This is a genomic window from Actinopolyspora xinjiangensis (assembly GCF_900104475.1).
In the GTDB taxonomy this organism is placed as follows: domain Bacteria; phylum Actinomycetota; class Actinomycetes; order Mycobacteriales; family Pseudonocardiaceae; genus Actinopolyspora; species Actinopolyspora xinjiangensis.
Genome location: NZ_FNJR01000001.1, coordinates 173,629 through 191,382, shown reverse-complemented (window position 1 = coordinate 191,382; position 17,754 = coordinate 173,629). Strand labels below are relative to the sequence as shown.

Here is a 17,754-nt window from a genome sequence, read left to right as displayed (position 1 = left end):
TGCCGTCCCGGTGGGTTTCGCCGCTTCGTCGGTGCTTCCCGCCGAGCCGCCCGGAAGTGTGCCGGGGAGTGCGCCGTTCGCTTCGAACCCGACGCGAGTACGGCGTGTAGCTGATCACCGGGGTCGAGGTCGGCTCGCCCGGTCGCCGGTGAGCGCGGCAGCCCGGTCCCGATGGGTCCGGCTCGACGAGCGTGATCAATCCGCCTCTCGAATCCACCGCGAGGAGGCAACAGCAGTGACGCAAGAGAAACCGAAACCACCGACGACCACCGACGCCGGGATTCCGGTCGAGAGCGACGAGCACTCGTTGACGGTCGGACCCAACGGGCCGATCCTGCTGCAGGACAACTACCTCATCGAGCAGATGGCGCAGTTCAACCGGGAACGAATCCCGGAGCGCCAGCCGCACGCCAAGGGGAACGGCGCGTTCGGCAGGTTCGTCGTCACCAACGACGTCAGCGCCTACACCAAGGCGTCCGTGTTCCAGCCGGGCACCGAGACGGAGATGATGATCCGTTTCTCCACGGTCGCCGGTGAGCGCGGCAGCCCGGACACCTGGCGCGACCCGCGCGGTTTCGCGGTGAAGTTCTACACCAGCGACGGCAACTACGACATGGTCGGCAACAACACGCCGGTGTTCTTCGTCCGCGATCCGATGAAGTTCCAGCACTTCATCCGCTCCCAGAAGCGCCGCGCGGACACGAACTCGCGCGACAAGGACATGCAGTGGGACTTCTGGACGCTCTCGCCGGAGTCGGCGCACCAGGTCACCTGGCTCATGGGTGACCGGGGGATCCCGCGGACCTGGCGGCACATGAACGGCTACTCCAGCCACACCTACATGTGGATCAACGCGAGGGGCGAGAAGTTCTGGGTCAAGTACCACTTCAAGACGGACCAGGGCATCGACTTCCTCACCCAGCAGGAGGCCGATCACCTGGCGGGCGCGGACGGTGACTACCACCAGCGGGACCTGTTCCAGGCGATCGAGAGCGGGAACCACCCGAGCTGGACGCTGTACGTGCAGATCATGCCGTTCGCCGAGGCCGAGACCTACCGGTTCAACCCCTTCGACCTGACCAAGGTGTGGCCGCACGGGGACTACCCCCTCACCGAGGTGGGCAGGATGACCCTGGATCGCAATCCGACCGACCACCACACCGAGATCGAGCAGGCCGCCTTCGAGCCGAACAACCTGGTTCCGGGCATCGGTCCGAGCCCGGACAAGATGCTGCTGGCCCGGTTGTTCTCCTACGCCGACGCCCACCGGGCCCGGTTGGGGGCCAACTACAAGCAGATCCCGGTGAACTCGGCCGAAGTTCCCGTCCACAGCTACAGCAAGGACGGCAACATGCGGATCGAGAAGGTCTCGGACCCGGTGTACGCGCCGAATTCCTACGGCGGTCCGGAGGCGGACACGGATCGGTTCGGCGAGCCCGCAGGCTGGTACACCAGCGGGCAGATCGTGCACGAGGCCTACACGCCGCGCCGGGACGACGACGACTTCGGCCAGGCGGGCACGCTGGTGCGCGAGGTGATGGACGACGCCGCGCGCGAGCGGCTGGTCAACAACGTCGCCGGGCACCTGCTCGACGGTGTCACCGAGCCGATCCTGCAGCGCGCCTTCGAGTACTGGCGCAACATCGACGAGGACATCGGCAAGCGGATCGAGCGGGCGGTCCGCAACCACAACGGCTGATCGCGCGGTTCCTCCTCGCGCGTCGGTGTTCGGCACGTCCCGCTGCTCGGTGACGCTCCGGCTCGGCCGGAGCGCCACCGAGCGCTTCTCGTCCGGGCTCGACGGGTGACTCGGCGGGAAATCGACGTCGCCCACTCCGCCCGGCCGTACCGGAGCGGCGAACTCACGGTGGATCGCGGCACTCCGGGTGGTGCGGAATCATCCGAGTACTCCCGGCGGCGGTAGTTGGGCTCTACTGTGTACCCATGGGTTTACCGGACCACGAGAGCTACTGCTCGGAGATCGTCACGCAGGCCAGGCTGCTGGGGGAGGTGGTCGAGGGCGCCGCGCCGGGCACGGGCGTGCCGACCTGCCCGGACTGGAACCTGGAGCAGCTGATGCTGCACCTCGGTGGGCAGTACCGCTGGGTGGAGCGGATCGTGCGCACCCGTGATCAGGTGGAGATCTGTGCCGCCCATGCCGGGGGAAGTCCCGAGCCCACCGGGCAGGACTCGGCTTCCCTCGGGGCGTGGTTGGTCGAGGGCGCCGAGAGCCTCGTGGATGCCCTGCGTGCCGCCGGGCCGGACGCGGTGGTGTGGAACCCGGTCGAGGAGGTGGAGCCGAGCGCGCTGTCCTGGGCGCGTCGGATGACGCACGAGACCCTGCTGCACCGGGCCGATGCCGGTTTCGCGGTCGGGGCTGAGTACCTCGTCGAACCGGAGATCGCGGTGGACGCGCTGGACGAGTGGATGCTGCTGTGCGCGCTGCCGGGGTTGTCGCGCGCCGATCCCGAGCTGCGGCGGCTGCTCGGCGGCGGGAACACGGTGCACCTGCACGCCACCGACGTGCCCGACGAGCTCGCGGCGGAGTGGCTGGTCGATCTCACCGGAGAGTCGATCACCTGGCGTCGGGCGCACGAGAGGGCGACCGTGGCGCTGCGGGGATCGCTGACGGGATTGCTGCTGGCCGTCTACCTGCGAAAGCCGCTGTCCGATTCGGACCTCGAAATCGTCGGCGACACCGGGCTGCTGCGCGGCTGGTTGGAGCGCGTGACCGTCTGGTTCCGCTAGGTTCCGCGCGGTTCGGTGGCTGTGTGTCGGTGGCAGTGCGCACGCGTCACCGGGGATCGGCGCCGCGCTCCCGCGCGACGCCGATCCGCGCGTCACTCCTCCGAGAGGACCCCGGCGTAGCGGAGGAGGTCGGTGATGCCGAACTCGCGTCCGGCGCCCCCGATGGTGGGCTCCCAGCGCGGGAACACCGAGAGGTAGGAGGTCGGATCGGCCTCCAGCAGACCCACCAGCGTCTCGGCCACGATGCGGCCCCCGACCGGCCCGAGCCGACGTCCGCCGCGCAGCACCTCGGCCTCTTTCAGCAGGTAGTACCAGAGGTAGATCGGCCCCTCGCTTTCCAGCTCCTCGTCGCTGAGGGGGATCTCGCCGATCCTGCGGGCGACGTCCTGACCGGACGGGAGGAGCTGGGTCTCGCTGCGCAGCAGGTTGCGCACCACCAGTGAGCGCAGCTGTGAGGGCAGTGCCTCCTCGACAGCGCCGGGAACCGCGCGCACCGGCAGGTCCAGCAGTCGGGTGTTGATCGCCGCCTCGAACCGTTTGGCCTGGGTGGCGCGCACGTCCTCGTCCGCCTGGAAGAAGTGGCGCCAGTCCACCGTGTGCTCCGGGGCGACCGGACCGCCGTTGAGGTCGGTCCGACCGGCGTCGGCGTCCTCCGGCCCCGGCGGGAAGATCGGTGCGAAGAAGGAGTCGTTGACCCGGTAGTGCGAGCGGATCGTGGCGTGCCCGAACCGGAAACCGGCCACCGCGAACTCGACCGGGATGAACGGGGTGCCGTTCGGGTCGAAGAACCGCAGCCCGTTCTCGGCGATGTCGTTCATCAGGTCCTCGCCGACGATCAGCGGCAGGAACTGGTTGCGCACGATCCACTGGAAGTGCCAGCGCACCAGTTGTTGAGCGCTGGCCAGCAGATCGTCGTAGTAGTTGCTCAGCGTCAGCAGCTCGGTGACCGAACGGCTGTCGTCGGGCGGTTCGGGCGCACCGGGGAACCTCGTGCCGAAGACGTCGGTGATCTCCCCCGCCCGGAGGTCGTCCACGACCTTGTTGTGGAACTTCGCGAACGCCAGGTGGAGCTGCGAGATGATCAGGTTCTCGTCGTTGCGCGGATCGCCGATCAGCGCCACTCCGTCCGAGGTCCGGGCGTGGTCGTGTCCCTCCGGGTCCAGCGCGAGTTTGGTCTGTCGCGACTCGCCGTCGTAGAGGAATTCGTTGACGGCGGGCCCGCCCCCGTACACGTGGTCGAGATCGAGGCGTGGTGACCGGAAGCTGCGCAGGGCGTTGGGATCTACTCGCTGTTCCAGGCTGCTCGTCGGGTCGAACGTGATGTTGTGGTCGATGAACTGTCCGAGGAAGGTGAACCCCGAGTCGAGTACGGGGTTCTGCTGTTCGTCCGTGGTGGTTCCGGCGTCCATCCTGCCGCCGGGCAGGCCGAACTCCTCGGCGAGCCGCAGGCCGGTGGCCTTTCGCGGTTCGATCGTCGGAAACATTTTGCCGAATCTTCCGGGAACCTCTCCGGTCTGCGCGGCGGACTGCCCCCGGTGCTGTGATCCGTGTACCGTCATGAACAAACTCCTGCGCCGGCTTCCATGCGGCGGACATCGTGAGAGGATCGAATGCCGTCGCCCCCCATGAACAGGCGTTCGGTCTGTCCGATGTGCCTGTGATCACCTTTTCCTGAATCGCCTCAGAAAAGGTGGTTTCCCTCCAGAATGAAGCTTGATTTCCCAGTAGAGCTTTAATCGAACGTAGTCGTCGTCACTCGAAAGTGACAATCAGGCGAGCCGGAAGTCACTCGAATGGAGGAACGGTTGAGCGGTGAGCACTCGCCGCTGTCCGCGATCGTCCGATCCGTCCGGCGGGCCGGTGTCCGCACATCGCCGCTCGGTGGGCCATCCCGACGCAACGGGAAGCCGCGCCGAGCGGCGACGACAACGGAACGCGCGGAACCGGGTCAGGTCGAGCGGAAGCGCCCCACCGCTCGCAGCGGGCCGGGCGCCAGCCGCGACAGCAGCAGCCCCACCGAGGCCTCCGCGGTGACCGGGGCGACCGCCCGGTCGCGCCGCAGGGCCAGCAGGATCTCCTTCGCCGCCGCCTCGGGGGTGAAGTTACGACGCCGGTAGAGCCGACTCGCCCGCTCGCGCAGCCGCCGCTGCTCCTCCGGCGAGCTGCCGGTGAAAGTGGTGGTGTCGGTGATGCCGGAGTCGACGACGCCGGGGCACACGGCGGTGACACCGATGCCGTGGGCGGCCAGCTCGCCCCGGAGTCGTTCGGAGAGGGTCAGCACGGCGGCCTTCGAGGTGGCGTAGGCCGACAGGCCGGGGACGGGCAGATAGGCCGCCGCGGAGGCGACGTTGACGATCCGACCCCCTTCGCCGCGTTCGATCAACTGCTCGCCGAACGCCCGGCAGCCGTGGATCACGCCCCACAGGTTCACGTCCAGCACCCGTTGCCAGTCCCCCTCGGTGGTGTCCATGAAGGAGCCGGACATGCCGATCCCCGCGTTGTTGACCACCACGTCGGCGATGCCGTGCTCCTCCCGGACCCGCTCGGCGAGTTTCCGTACCGAGGGGCCGTCGGCCACGTCCACCCCGTATCCCGCCGCCGTGGCACCCCGCTCGCGCAGCCGCGCCGCGGTCAGCCGGGCCGCCTGCTCGTCCACATCGGCCGCCACCACTTCGGCGCCCGACGCGGCGAAAGCCGCCGCGGTGGCGCGTCCGATACCGTTGCCCGCGCCGGTAACCACCACGAGCTGGTCCGCGAACCCCCGCCGCTCGACCGAGGCTCGGGCCCGACGCAGACCGCGGGACTGCTCGCCGCCCTCCAGGTAGTCCACGAACTCCTCGGTGGCGCGGACGACGCGCAGGGGTGCGCTGCGCGGCAGCCAGTGCCCTCCCCGGAGGTGCCGTACTCGCAGGTTCTCGACCCACCGTCCGATCTCGGTCTGCATGGGGGCTCCGACGAAGGGGTCGTCGGTGGGTGCGAGCACCTGGACCGGCACCGAGGTGGGGCGGGGGTTCGGCGTGCGGAAGCGCCGTCCGGTGTTCCTGCGGTACAGCGCGAGCCCGGCCAGGCCGTCACCGGTTTCGGAAGAGGTGTGCCGGGCGCTGGGGTCCAGCAGCCGTATCAGCCGCCGCATGAGGCCGGTGCGCCAGGTCAGCTCCGGCAGGACGGGGAGCTGGAAGAAGCCGATGTAGCCGGAATGGGCGAGTTGACTCACCAGGTCGCGGAGTCGTCGAGGCGTGGGGCGGCGCAGTCGGCTCCGCAGCCACTCGCCCGCGTGGTCCAGCGAGGGGCCGGAGATCGTGGTGAAGGAGCGGATGCGTTCCCGCAGCCGTGGTTCGGTGACGGCCTGCCATGCCTGCACGGATCCCCAGTCGTGGGCGAGCAGGTGTACGGGACGGTCCGGGCTTACCGCGTCCATCACCCGTTCGAGGTCGTCAGCGAGCTGGTCGATGTCGTAGGCGGCGTCATCGCGCGGGCGGTCCGACTCCCCCGCGCCGCGCACGTCGTAGGTGACCACGTGGTAGCGCTCCGCGAGATGTGCGACCACCTCGTCCCACACGCGCCGGTTGTCCGGGTACCCGTGTACGCACACGACGCACGGGCGGGAGCGGTCCCCGTGCTCGCGCACCGCGAGCCGGATTCCGTCGGTGGTGTTCACTCGCGGACTCGTCGTCATGATCACGTCCTCGGCGGGTCTCCGGGGGCGGTCGGCTCGTCCGGAGGGGCCGGGCGAGCTTCCCGGGGCGAAAGTAAGTGTTACCACGGGTAACAGGATGTTGTCGAACGAGTACGCGGTACCGGCATCCTTGCTCCGGTGTGGTTCTCGGCGGAACGGTCGCCGAACGCCGTGCTCCGGTTCTCCCGCCGCGCTCGCCGGAGCAGCCCCCCTTGCCGGAGCAGCCGTGCCCGCCGGAACCGAAGTTCCGGTTTCCCGGTCGGTGCGCCTTCGCGGCAGCGCTCGTCATCGCGGTTCGGCCGGTTCGGAGTCGGATGCCCCGGGAGGCGGCGGGAGGAGCCCCGTCGCCGTCTCGGTGATCGTGTCCAGCGCGGTCGTGATGGCGGGGCGCTCGCGACTGCCGAGGCGGTTGGTGGCGAGGATGCGCCGGGCCGGGGCCGGTTCCCCGCGCAGCGGGATGCGGGTGACGGGCCAGTCCTGGTGCAGTCGTGCGAGCCGGGGCACCAGGATGATGCCGAAGCGGTGGGCCACCAGAGCGGTCCCGGTCTCCCACTCGTCGGCGTAGTGCGCGATGTTGGGTGTGAACCCGGCCGCCGTGCAGGCGGTTCTGACCAGGTGATGGTAGGTGCTGCCCGGCCGCCCCAGAATCCACGACTCGTCGGCCGCGTCGGCGAGGGTCACCGCTCGGCGTTCGGTCAGCGGATGCCGTTCGGGCACCACCAGGTCCAGGGGGTCGTCGAGCAGCGGGTGCTGGTCGAAGCGCGTGTCCGAGGCCGGTGGCGTCTCGTCGGTGGCTATCAGCAGTGCCAGGTCGGCCTCGCCCGCCAGCAGCAGGTCGAAGCAGCGAGCGGGCTCGGCCTCGATGACCCGCACCGTGAGGTGGGGGTAGCGGTCCCGCAACGCGGCCGCGGCCGGGGGAAGCAGGTGGGTGGCGGCGGTGGAGAAGCCGCACAGCGTGAACGACCCCTCGGGCTCGTCGGTGGCCGCGGCCAGTTCGGCGCGTGCCCGTTCGGCCTGCGCGGACAGCACCTCGGTGTGTCGCAGCACGGTGTTCGCCGCCGCCGTCAACCGGATACCTCGCCCCGACTGGGTGAACAGCTCGACACCGAGCTCGGCGGCCAGCTGGCGCAGTTGGTGCGAGACGGCCGACGGGGTGTAGTGCGAGGCCTGGGCGGCGGCGGTGACCGTGCCGTGGTGGGCCACCAGCTGGAGCACCCGTAGCTTCGGATCAATCATGTAATTATTTTGCACGGTTGGTTGCAATAATGTTTGCTTCTCTGCGGCATTCGTGTCGGGGCAAGCTGTGGACGTGCTGTTCGAAAGGTTCTCCGACGAAGGTGGTGCCGGATTCTCCCCCGGAAGTTCCGGTGGAATTTCTCGACTCGGTCGCTCCACTCACCCGGCAGGCGGTGCTCCGGCGCGCGACGCGGACGTGTCGCCGACCGGAGGGGCGAGCGGAACGACCTCCGAACGGCGTGGCACGCGACGGGGTGGCTTCTCGGCGAACGGGCCCGGCTGGCGGGTGCACGGCCCCGGCGGGCCCGCGCCCGTGGACGCCGATGGGAACTGGCACGGGCGCGGCAGGGCGTACGAGGTGCGCACCGCGATGTACCTGCTGCTCGTGTTCACGGCCGGGGCCTACCTGCCCAGTCCGCTGTACCCGGATTACCAACAGGCATTCGGGTTCGGCGATCTGACGATGACCTCGGTCTACGCGACCTTCGCGCTGGTGAGCGCCCCCGCGTTGTTGCTGTTCGGGCCGGCCTCGGACGCGCTGGGGCCGCGGACGGTGCTGCGTGCGGGCCTGCTGTCCGCCGCGCTCGGTTCGTGCTGCTTCCTGCTCGCCTCCGGCCCGGTGTGGTTGTTGGCGGGCCGCGCCGCGCAGGGGCTCGCCCTGGGGGCGCTCACAGGCGCCACGACCCTGTTGATCATCGAACGTGCCGCGAGCGGGCAGAGACCGCGCGCCTCGGTGCTGGCCAGCATCGGGTTCGTCGCGGGTACCGCCGCAGGGCCGCTCGTGGCGGGAGTGCTGGCGCACTACGCCCCGGCACCGAGGCACATCCCTTACCTCGTGCACCTGGCGCTGCTGCTCGGGGGATGGTTCCTGGTCTCGGCGCTGCCCGCCCCCGAGGGGACCTCGCGCCGCTGGCGCCCCACGTGCCCGCGCGTACCCGCCGGGCTGCGCTCGCTGTTCGCCGTCGCGGCCTCGGCGGGCTTTCTGGCCTGGACCGCCGCGGGGCTGTTCCTGGCGGTGGTGCCGGTGGTGCTCGGCAGGGAGGCCGGGATCGAGAACCCGGCCGTGACGGGTGCGTTGCTCTGCGCGGTGTTGACCTGTTCCGTGTTGACCCAGCCACTCGTGGTCCGGCTCGGTCCCCGTCTCGCGCAACTGCTCGGACTGGCCGCGCTGGCGGCCGGACTCGTGCTGCTCGCGCTGACCGGTGGGGGGTCGTTGTCGATCACCGTGCTCGCGGCGGCGGCCAGCGGAGTCGGGCACGGACTCACCTACGGCGGTGCCGCCGCCACGGTCGACGCGGTCGCCCCCGAACAGCAGCGCGCGGCGATCACCTCCGCGCTCTACATCGCCTTCTACGCCGGATCCGGACTGCCCGCCGTGGTCGTCGGCCTGCTGACCCGCTGGCTTCCCATGTCCACCGCCGTGTCCTGGCTCGGGGCGGTGGCCGCCGGGCTCGTGCCACTGGTCCTGGTGGCCCTCTCGTTCACCGGTCGCGCTCGACGGGTGGCGCGTGGCGGCCCTTCTCCCGGGCCGGTAGCGCCTTCTCCCGGGCCGGGAGCGGGATGCGCCGCCTCCGGCGAGTCCCGGAACTGCGATCGCCGCACCGTCCCCGGCGGCGGTCCGAGGTTCCTGAGGAGGCGTCCGGAGCAGCGTCCGGAGTGACCGTCCACTGTGATTATCGTTGCCCGGTGCCGCGGGCGGCGAGCACGGCGGCATCCGGTGGTCCCGGCGGGTCAGTCGCGGGCCTGCCGGATGTGCCGCAGCAGGCCGGATATCCGTTCGGCGGCCTCCGCCTGGCCGCCCTCGGACAGTGCCGATCCCATGCCGACCGCGACGGCCCCCGCCGCTATCCAGTCGGGAGCGCGGTCCACCGAGATCCCACCGGTGGGCACCAGCGGGGCCTGCGGCAGCGCGCCCAGCACGTCGCGCATACTCTCCGGCGTCCACCTGCTGGCGGGGAACAGCTTGATCGCGTCCGCCCCCGCCTCCAGGGCTCGTACCAGTTCGCTCGGCGTCTCGACACCGGGCAGCACGGCTGCCCCGTAGCGGTGGCCGGTGGAGATCACCTCCTCGTGCAGCGAGGGGGAGACCAGGAACCGCGCTCCCGCGTCCACCGCGAGCCGTGCCGAGGCCGCGTCCAGCACGGTCCCCGCGCCCAGCAGGGCGTGCTGGTGCGCGTCCCGGAGACCGCGCAGCACTTCCAGGGCGTCCGGGGTGGTCAGCGAGACCTCCAGCACGCCGAGTCCCGCGTTCAGACAGGACTCGGCCCGCTGCCGTGCCTGTTCCGCGTCGGCGGCCCGGATGATCCCCACGACCCCGTGCTCGGCGATGGTGCTGCTCACTTGCCAGCGGAACATCTCTCTCCTCCGTACGAATATCGCGCCAGGTCGGTTTCCGTGGGTGGTTTCGTGGCGGAACCTCTCGCACGGCTCTCGCCGCGGGGCCGGAGACATCGGGTAGGTACTACGCGACGTCTCCGGCGTCCTCGCGAGAGCCGCACGGGAGAACCCGCGGCGGTGCCGATTACGGGCACGGTCGGAGTTCGGTCCGCGGGAGTGGTAGGAGTTCGGCCCTGCGCCGAAGCGGCCCGGCGACTCCGCGAGAAATCGACGCCCACCGCGCCGTATCGACTCCGCCCCGCGCGTTCGGACGACGTCAGCGGGCGGTGACCTGCTCGTCCCCGAGCGACAGGTCGCGGAGCCTCGCGTCGGGCAACCCGTCCATGTCCCCCGGGATCTGCACCGCGCTGCCCGCCACGGTGGCCGCCTCGGCCAGCGACTCGGGGACCGGCAGTCCGCGCAGGTGTCCGGAGAGGAACCCGGCGTTGAACGCGTCACCCGCCCCCACCGGGTCCACCGCCGGGACCTCGGCGGCAGGCTGGAACCACTCCTCGGCCCCGTCGGTAGCCCAGGCACCGCGCGAGCCCAGCTTGACCACCACGAACTTCGCCCCACGTTCCAGGAACCACGTCGCCGCGGCGCGTTCGCCGGAGCGGTCGCTGACCGTTTCCGCCTCGTCCAGGCCGGTGAGCACCAGTTCGGCGTGGTCCGCGAGCGGGCGGAGCAGCTCGCCCCACTGTTCGGTGCCCGCCAGCTTGCGCCGGATGTTCGGATCCAGGCTCACCGGGACACCGGCCTCGGCGGCCGCCCGCACCGCCCGCTCGGTGGCGGATCTCGCGGAGTCGGACAGCGCGGCGGTGATCCCGGTCAGGTGCAGCAGTCGTGCCCGGCCGATCCACTCCCCGTCCACGTCGCCGTCGCACAGCGCGCTGCCCGCCGAGCCGCTCCGGTAGTAGCAGACCTCGATGGGGCGGTGCGCGTGCGCGTCGCGGACGAGCAGTCCGGTGGGCAGCGAGCCGTCCACCACCACTCGGGAGACGTCCACCCCCTCGCCGCGCAGCGTGCGCAGCGCGGAACGGCCGAACGGGTCGTCGCCGACGCGCCCGAACCAGCCCACCCGGTGGCCCAGCCGGGCCAGTCCCACGGCCGTGTTCGACTCGGCCCCGGCGAGCGAACGCCGGAATCCGGTCGCGTGCTCCAGCGGTTGTCCCGGCTGGGCCAGCAGCAGCCCCATCGTCTCGCCGAAGGTGATCACCTCGGGGATCACACGTCCTCCTCGGGGCGGAAGGGATGTACGGGGTTACCCCGGACACCGGGTGTGAACCGGAACAGCGCGCCCGCGTAGGGGTCCTCGCGGCCCTCGATTCCCTGCCGGGAAGTGGTGATGTAGAGGGTGTCCAGCGCGGGGCCGCCGAAAGCGCAGGCGGTGACCTGCGGAGTGGGCAGCTCGACCCTGGTGAGCAGCTCGCCGTCGGGGCTGTAGCGGTGCACCGCGCCACCCTGCCAGAGCGCGACCCACAGGCACCCCTCCGCGTCCAGCGTGAGTCCGTCCGGTGCGCCGAGTTCCTCGGGCACGCGCACGGCGGGACGCCTGCCGTGTGGCTCACCGCTCTCCGGGGCGACGTCGAACCGGTCGACGCGCCGGGTGGGTGTGTCCACGTAGTACGCGGTTCCGCCGTCCGGGGTCCACACCAGACCGTTCGAGATGGTTACTCCCTCGAGGACCGGTTCGGCGCGCAGTCCGCCGTCCAGCCGCCAGAGCGTCCCGCGCCCCGGCGACTCGTCGTAGGCCATGGAGCCCGCGTAGAATCTGCCCAGGGCGTCGCAGCCGCCGTCGTTCATACGCACTGAGGGATCGCTCCAGAGCTCGGGCAGCGAATCGGGGGTCTGCCTGCCCGGCCGCAGCAACGCGAACCCCCGCTCCAGCGCCAGTACCAGACCTCCCCCGGCCACCGGTCGTGCCACGGCGGCCACCGTTCCGACCTTGGTGCGCCCGACGACGCCGCCCGGCGCCATGGTCAGCAGATCACCGGCGAGCATGTCCACCCAGTGCAGTTGGCCGGTCGTCTCGTCCCAGACCGGTCCCTCGCCGTGTTCGGCGCAGTTCTCGGTCACCTGTTCGGCACGGTGGTTGGCGACTGTCGATTCGCTGTGCAAGCCGACGGATCCTTTCGCGCTGGGTTCTTCCGGAGTGGAGGGTGGTCTCCCGCCGTGCGGGCACCGCCACCCTCCCCGCCTCATGACTCGGGAGTCTCCCGCTCGGCCGGGGCGCCGTCCGTCGGTTCCCCGGAGCTCGTGCTGGTGAACATCGCGCGCAGGTCCCGCTCGGTGGTCCGCAGGTGCCTGCGCATCGCCTCGGCGGCTCCGCCGGGGTCGCGTTCCCGGATCCGTTCGAGCACCTCGCGGTGCTGCTCGACCGCGTCGGCGTGCGAACCGCCCAGTTTCAGGTGACCCCGGTAGCTCGTGATCATACTGTCGCGCAGACTGCCCGCCAGCGCCTCGATGAGCAGCGTCAGCATCCGGTTCCCCGAAGCGCGTGCCAGCAGTTCGTGGAACCGCAGGTCCGCGTCGTGGTACTCGGCCGCGTCCTCGGCGCGCTCCATGGCCCGGATCGCCATCTCCATCGTGGACACCTCGCTCGACCCCGCGTTGTTCGCGGCGAGCGTGCTGGTCTGGGTCTCCAGCCCGTGCCTGACTTCGAGCAGTTCGAAGGCCGATCCCGGATTGCGGCGGAGCAGAGTGCTGAAGAAGTCCCCGATCTGGTCCCCGCCGGGGGTGGTGACCCGGGGGCGCCGCCCCTTCCGGATCTCCACCAGACCTCGTGCCCGCAGGGAGCGGATCGCCTCGCGCACGGTCAGCCTGCTCACTCCCAGCCGGGTCGCCAGCTCCGACTCGGAGGGCAGCAGCTCGCCGACCCCGAACCGTTCGAAGACCAGCTCTTCGAGCTCGGTGGCGGCGTCCCGGCGTCCGGCGGGTTCCGGTTCGCCGTGCTCGGGATCGCTCATCCGTGTCCTCGGGGTGTCGCTGCTCGGCATCCGCCGAGTATCCCCGGCGTTCGGAACGGAAACGTATCAGATACGTTGCTCGTGCGACAGTACCAGCACGAATTGACCCTGTCGGCGAACGACCGGTTAGGACCAGCATATTGGCCCGATGGCCGCGCTGATATTGCTCCGATCGAGCCGTTGACTTCGAGTCACCTGTCAGACAGAATCCCTCGCTCGATTCGGTGCTGTCCGGGAGGAGCGAGGAGCACGCGGAATCGATGAACCGGTTCGAAGGCGGGGTCGCGGTGCTCACCGGAGCGGCGCGCGGCATCGGTGCCGCCACGGCCCGGCGGTTGGTCGCGGAGGGCGCGAACACCGTGCTCCCCTCCGACGCCTCCTTCGCGACCGGGGCGGAGCTGCCGGTGGACGGCGGCTGGCTGGTCGCCGAGGACTCGGCCTGACCGGGCGAGCTGTCCAGGACGTCGGCTCGCCCTGTCCTCCCGCGCGGTGCCGGGGCGTTCGGGGCCGGCGCGGGCGGGAGCTCCGCAGTGGGTGGCCGCCGGGGAGCGACTGGAAACTTCGAGGAGAGGAGCACGGCGAACATGCGAATCACGGGGTTGGAGACCTTCCCGGTCCCGCCGCGCTGGCTGTTTCTGAAGGTCTCCACCGACGAGGGGATCGCGGGCTGGGGCGAGCCGGTGGTGGAAGGACGGGCCCACACGGTCGCGGCCGCCGTCGAGGAGCTGTCCGAACTGCTGGTGGGGCGTGATCCGCTGGCCATCGAGGACCACTGGCAGGTGATGACCAAGGGTGGTTTCTACCGGGGTGGCCCGGTGCTCTCCAGCGCCGTGGCCGGTATCGACCAGGCGCTGTGGGACATCGCGGGCAAGACCCGCGGTGTTCCGGTTCACCGCCTGCTCGGCGGTCCGGTGCGGGAACGGGTGAGGGTCTACCAGTGGATCGGCGGTGACGAGCCCTCCGCCGTGGCCGAGGCGGCCGCCGAACAGGTCGAGGCCGGTTTCACCGCCGTGAAGATGAACGGCAGCGGCCGGATGCGGCACATCGACACACCGGCCGAGCTGGACGCGGTGGTCGACCGCGTGGCGGCGGTGCGGGAGGTCCTCGGGGACGAGCGCGACGTGGCGGTGGACTTCCACGGTCGGTGCTCCACCGCGATGAGCCGCAGGGTGCTGCCCCGGTTGGAGCCGTTCTCTCCGATGTTCGTCGAGGAACCGGTGCTGCCCGAGAACACCGCCAAGGTGCGCGACGTCGTCACCTCCACCTCCGTCCCCATCGCGCTGGGGGAGAGGTTGTTCTCCCGCTGGGACTTCCGCGACGTGCTGAGGTCGGGGATCGCGGTGGCCCAGCCCGACCTGTCACACGCGGGAGGGATCTCGGAGGTGCGCCGGATCGCGGCGATGGCCGAGGCGCACGATGTGACGCTGGCACCGCACTGCCCACTGGGGCCGCTGGCGTTGGCAGCGAGCCTGCAGGTCGCCTTCGCGACCCCCAACTTCCTGATCCAGGAGCAGAGCCGGGGGATCCACTACAACGTGGGGTCCGACCTGTTGGACTACCTGGTCGACCCGAGTCCGTTCCGGTTCGACGGGGGAGAGGTCGCGGCCCCGCCGGGGCCCGGCCTCGGAGTCGAGATCGACGAGGCGAAGGTCCGTGAGGCCGCCGAGCGCGGTCACCGCTGGCGCTCACCGGTCTGGCGGCACCCGGACGGCGCCTTCGCCGAGTGGTGAACCGGTGTCACGTCCTGCCCGGGTTGGGCGAGATGTCCGGGATCGCCTCACCGGAGGCTGATCCCGAGACGTGTGCGCTGCTCCGTGATCGTGGAGTCGAGTTCTGCGGCGAGGCGATCGACCTGGCCCAGCACCGGCCGGAGGGGTGCTGGGCGGGTGGCACCACTACTGCCGGATGTGTACCGAGTACCTGAACGCTGCGGTGACCATGTGCCGCCCAGCCCGGTCAACACGTGTGGAGAGAACTCCTCGAACACCATCAGGCTGCGACGTATGGCCGGTCCACCTCCACACGCGTGGAGAGCACATCCACCGGGGGACGTTCCACCGCTGCGCGTCCGGTCCACCTCCACGTGCGTGGAGAGCACCCTCTGCGACCTGCGACGTTACAACCGGCGTTGCACGTTTTCACACCGCCGCGACATCGGGACACCGTACATCGACCGTGGGCTCAGTACTTCTCGACCGGTTCCGGCCAAGAGCCATCGTAGCCTCGGCAACCGAGCTTCCCGATCACGTCGTGGCGAGGGCAGGGCAGTTGTCTGCCCGGAGCACCGGCACACTCCCCGTGCACCACGACAAACCAGCACGGCCGGAGACACGAAAAGTCCCGCCCGATGGCACACCGAGCGGGACTTCACGAGACCGGATCAGCCACCGAAGCGGTCACTTTTGAGCGCTTCGACGAACGAGGACCACGCGGCCTTGCCGAACGGCAGCACGGGGCTGTCCTCGCCGAGCTTGCTGTCGGCGACACCGGTGGCGGTGGGCACGTGCGCCACCATGACGCACGCTCCACCGCCGCCGTTGCTGCGGCTGGACTTGTACCAGCGCGCATACCTGAAGTCAGCGGTGGTCATGACTGCTCCCTTGCCGTGCTCATCCTTCATCGACAAGCGTACGGATAAGGTCGATGGATGCCCTCGGTGCCAGTGCCTGATCGGCTATGGCGGTGAAGTTCAGGCTATATGATTCGACTTCCTTCGGGGCTTCCACGTAGACGCAGCCGGTGAGGTATTCGGCGAAGCCGACATCCGTGAACTCGGGATCGGGGAACGAGAGGATGATGAACGGTGAGTCCATCGCCGGATGCGCCCCTGCTGTGAACGGCAAGACCTGGATGGTCACGTGCGAAAGCTCGGACATGGACAGCAGGTGTTGGAGCTGGGGCCGCATTACGTCGGGGCCACCCACCTGTTGGCGAAGAGCGCACTCGTGTAGGACCGCGTGCAGAGCGAGGGGTTGCTCACCGTAGAGGTTGGCTTGGCGTTGAGCGCGTAGCGCGGCTCGCTCCTCAGCCACCGAAGGCTCCACGCTTGGCAGCCATGCCCGCATGAGTTCGGTGGCGTAGGACTCGGTCTGGAGTAGACCGGGGATCAGCTCGAAGCAGTACTCCTTGAGCAAGGAGGCTTCCGATTCGAGTCCTACGTACTCATCGAAATCCTGTTTCAGTGCTTCCGTGCCGTAGCTTTGCCACCAGCCCCGTTGACGTGCTTGGACGGCAAGAGCCATGTACTGATCGCGCTCCTGCTCGGATATGCCGTAGATGGTTGCCAGAGCAATGATCTCGGCGGTTCCGGGAATCTGCTCGGCGTTCTCGTACCTGCTGACCTTGGCCTTCGACCATCCGAGCACATCAGCCACGTCTTCCTGGCGCATCCGCGCGTGTTCTCGCCAGCTACGCAGGCGTCGAACGAGCTTTCGAAGTCGGACTGTTGGGCTGATGCGTTCGTTCACCGCTGCCTCCCGCGCATGGTCCGAGTAGAGACTATCTGCCGATGTGCTCATCCTGTTACCCCAATCAGGTGTATTAGTGAGACTTCCTGTTGATCAGGGTTGCACAGGTGAGAGTTTCACTCCAGTATGGATACACGTTAGGAGGTTGATTTGATGAACCTTACGGAGAAACCTGAATACCTCACAGGGAAGAACCTTCACTGGGTCTACCCATCTGGTTCGGAAGTGCGACATGACACGTATGACTAGCCCAGTTTTTCGAAAGAGAGTCAGGTTCGTCGGAGACAGCCGGAACGTGGTCCCGGTTTCAGCACCGAACGACCGGGCTATCGCCGACTGACGAAGTTCACGTGTGCCGCACTAACTGCGTTCGTGTGCTCCCGTACAGCGCATCCGGCACATTTTTCAGTCTCTGACCACTCGTCCGGTGGCGGTCACCACCGGACGAGCAGCCTTTCCCGCGTACGCCGGCAAGCATCACGCGGGGATGGCTCCCTCAGCCAGTTACTACTGATGTGGAGCGTTGTTGATGCTATCGCTTGGGAGGAGACGTGTCGCTGCGCGTCTCGACTCGTCGTGCTCTGTCCGCCCGGTGGGGGTGGTGTGAGTGCGGCCGTTGTGTCCGCGGAGCCCGGTGTTTGTGGTGCTGGCCGCCACCGAGGCCGACTATTACTACGGCCAGTCGCCCCGGATGCACGCGATCGAGCATCATCCGAGCGAGTACACGGCCTCGTGGGTGCTGAGTCTGTGCCACATGCGGCTCGGACTCGGGGAGATGCTCGGTATCACTGCCCCGGAGGTTGATCCCGAGTTGTGCGCGCCGTGCTGCTCCACGATCGCGGTGTCGAGTTTCCGGGGACGGGTGGTGCGCCATGCCCACCAATGAACGCCCTGTTCCCCCGCCTCGGTTCGTCACCGGGCTTGGTTCGGGCGAGATCCACGCCACCGCCCCTTACCAGCGCCAGGCCAGCGCTCGTGCGGGCCGAGGCTTGGTGGCCTGCCTGTGCGGGCAGGCCATCGAGCTGGCCCCGCACCCGCCGGAGCGGGTGCTGGCCGGGTGGCACCACTACTGCCGCGTGTGCCCCCAACACCTGCTCGCCGCCAGTAATCACCACCCGCCCAGCCCCACCAACACCTATGAGTCCTGGCTGCGCGAACTCGCCGCGCTCGACGATTCGGCCACCGTGGACGACGTGTCGGAGTGGTCGGTGGTGCCGTGTCGCCAGCAGCGGCACGGCCGGGCCCAACTACGCCTGAAACCCACCACCTCCGGTATCGCGATCCT

At 69.4% G+C, this 17,754-nt stretch carries 16 protein-coding genes; 7 read left to right on the top strand and 9 right to left on the bottom strand.

What is annotated here, in order from left to right; translation table 11 throughout:
- Positions 1–235 precede the first annotated feature (235 nt).
- Together BLQ75_RS00860 and BLQ75_RS00855 are read left to right on the top strand one after the other, a co-directional pair.
- Positions 236–1,699 (top strand): catalase, encoded by a 1,464-nt coding sequence (locus tag BLQ75_RS00860; RefSeq protein WP_092596235.1) that lies wholly within the window; start codon positions 236–238, stop codon positions 1,697–1,699.
- 245 nt (positions 1,700–1,944) lie between these two features.
- Positions 1,945–2,748 (top strand): maleylpyruvate isomerase family mycothiol-dependent enzyme, encoded by an 804-nt coding sequence (locus BLQ75_RS00855; protein WP_092596234.1) that lies wholly within the window; start codon positions 1,945–1,947, stop codon positions 2,746–2,748.
- A gap of 92 nt (positions 2,749–2,840) precedes the next feature.
- Here the strand turns inward: BLQ75_RS00855 and BLQ75_RS00850 are convergent, their stop codons facing one another.
- The 3 genes from BLQ75_RS00850 to BLQ75_RS00840 form a co-directional block, all read right to left on the bottom strand.
- Positions 2,841–4,307 (bottom strand): peroxidase family protein, encoded by a 1,467-nt coding sequence (locus BLQ75_RS00850; RefSeq protein WP_092596233.1) that lies wholly within the window; start codon positions 4,305–4,307, stop codon positions 2,841–2,843.
- A 389-nt stretch (positions 4,308–4,696) separates the two neighbouring features.
- A complete protein-coding gene (locus tag BLQ75_RS00845) occupies positions 4,697–6,424 on the bottom strand; it encodes an SDR family oxidoreductase (RefSeq protein WP_170837258.1) in 1,728 nt (575 codons plus the stop codon).
- 285 nt (positions 6,425–6,709) lie between these two features.
- A complete protein-coding gene (locus BLQ75_RS00840) occupies positions 6,710–7,660 on the bottom strand; it encodes a LysR family transcriptional regulator (protein ID WP_092596231.1) in 951 nt (316 codons plus the stop codon).
- A 196-nt stretch (positions 7,661–7,856) separates the two neighbouring features.
- On the opposite strand from BLQ75_RS00840, the gene BLQ75_RS00835 reads away from it, so the two are divergent.
- Complete coding sequence (locus tag BLQ75_RS00835) at positions 7,857–9,320, top strand: MFS transporter (protein WP_244515141.1); 1,464 nt, start codon at positions 7,857–7,859, stop codon at positions 9,318–9,320.
- Positions 9,321–9,391: 71 nt separating this feature from the next.
- Here BLQ75_RS00835 and BLQ75_RS00830 read toward each other — a convergent pair whose 3' ends face one another.
- From BLQ75_RS00830 to BLQ75_RS00815, 4 genes are all read right to left on the bottom strand, one after another.
- The gene (locus BLQ75_RS00830) at positions 9,392–10,015 is read right to left on the bottom strand and encodes a bifunctional 4-hydroxy-2-oxoglutarate aldolase/2-dehydro-3-deoxy-phosphogluconate aldolase (protein WP_092596230.1); all 624 of its coding nucleotides are present in this window, start codon (positions 10,013–10,015) and stop codon (positions 9,392–9,394) included.
- 298 nt (positions 10,016–10,313) lie between these two features.
- Positions 10,314–11,264 carry a sugar kinase gene (locus BLQ75_RS00825; protein ID WP_092596229.1) on the bottom strand — a complete coding sequence of 317 codons (951 nt, stop codon included), beginning with the start codon at positions 11,262–11,264 and terminating at the stop codon, positions 10,314–10,316.
- Positions 11,261–12,154, bottom strand: a complete 894-nt coding sequence (locus BLQ75_RS00820; protein WP_244515140.1) for an SMP-30/gluconolactonase/LRE family protein — start codon at positions 12,152–12,154, stop codon at positions 11,261–11,263. The genes BLQ75_RS00825 and BLQ75_RS00820 overlap by 4 nt, the downstream gene beginning before the upstream one ends.
- 80 nt (positions 12,155–12,234) lie before the next feature.
- On the bottom strand, positions 12,235–13,032 hold the full coding sequence (locus BLQ75_RS00815; protein WP_244515138.1) for a FadR/GntR family transcriptional regulator: 798 nt from the start codon (positions 13,030–13,032) through the stop codon (positions 12,235–12,237).
- Positions 13,033–13,262: 230 nt separating this feature from the next.
- On the opposite strand from BLQ75_RS00815, the gene BLQ75_RS23700 reads away from it, so the two are divergent.
- Together BLQ75_RS23700 and dgoD are read left to right on the top strand one after the other, a co-directional pair.
- The gene (locus BLQ75_RS23700; RefSeq protein WP_211481087.1) at positions 13,263–13,445 is read left to right on the top strand and encodes an SDR family NAD(P)-dependent oxidoreductase; all 183 of its coding nucleotides are present in this window, start codon (positions 13,263–13,265) and stop codon (positions 13,443–13,445) included.
- A 141-nt stretch (positions 13,446–13,586) separates the two neighbouring features.
- Positions 13,587–14,732 carry a galactonate dehydratase gene (gene dgoD / locus BLQ75_RS00805; RefSeq protein ID WP_092596225.1) on the top strand — a complete coding sequence of 382 codons (1,146 nt, stop codon included), beginning with the start codon at positions 13,587–13,589 and terminating at the stop codon, positions 14,730–14,732.
- A 650-nt stretch (positions 14,733–15,382) separates the two neighbouring features.
- On the opposite strand, the gene BLQ75_RS00800 is transcribed toward dgoD, so the two are convergent.
- Complete coding sequence (locus tag BLQ75_RS00800; RefSeq protein WP_092596224.1) at positions 15,383–15,592, bottom strand: DUF397 domain-containing protein; 210 nt, start codon at positions 15,590–15,592, stop codon at positions 15,383–15,385.
- Between the two features lie 19 nt (positions 15,593–15,611).
- Positions 15,612–16,469: a helix-turn-helix domain-containing protein gene (locus BLQ75_RS00795; RefSeq protein WP_244515136.1), complete on the bottom strand. Its 858-nt coding sequence runs from the start codon at positions 16,467–16,469 to the stop codon at positions 15,612–15,614.
- 634 nt (positions 16,470–17,103) lie between these two features.
- Between BLQ75_RS00795 and BLQ75_RS00790 the strand changes: the two genes are divergently transcribed.
- On the top strand, positions 17,104–17,355 hold the full coding sequence (locus BLQ75_RS00790) for a hypothetical protein (protein ID WP_244515135.1): 252 nt from the start codon (positions 17,104–17,106) through the stop codon (positions 17,353–17,355).
- Positions 17,342–17,754: hypothetical protein (locus BLQ75_RS00785; RefSeq protein WP_211481086.1), on the top strand; the 413-nt coding region annotated here is incomplete at its 3' end. The genes BLQ75_RS00790 and BLQ75_RS00785, both read left to right, overlap by 14 nt.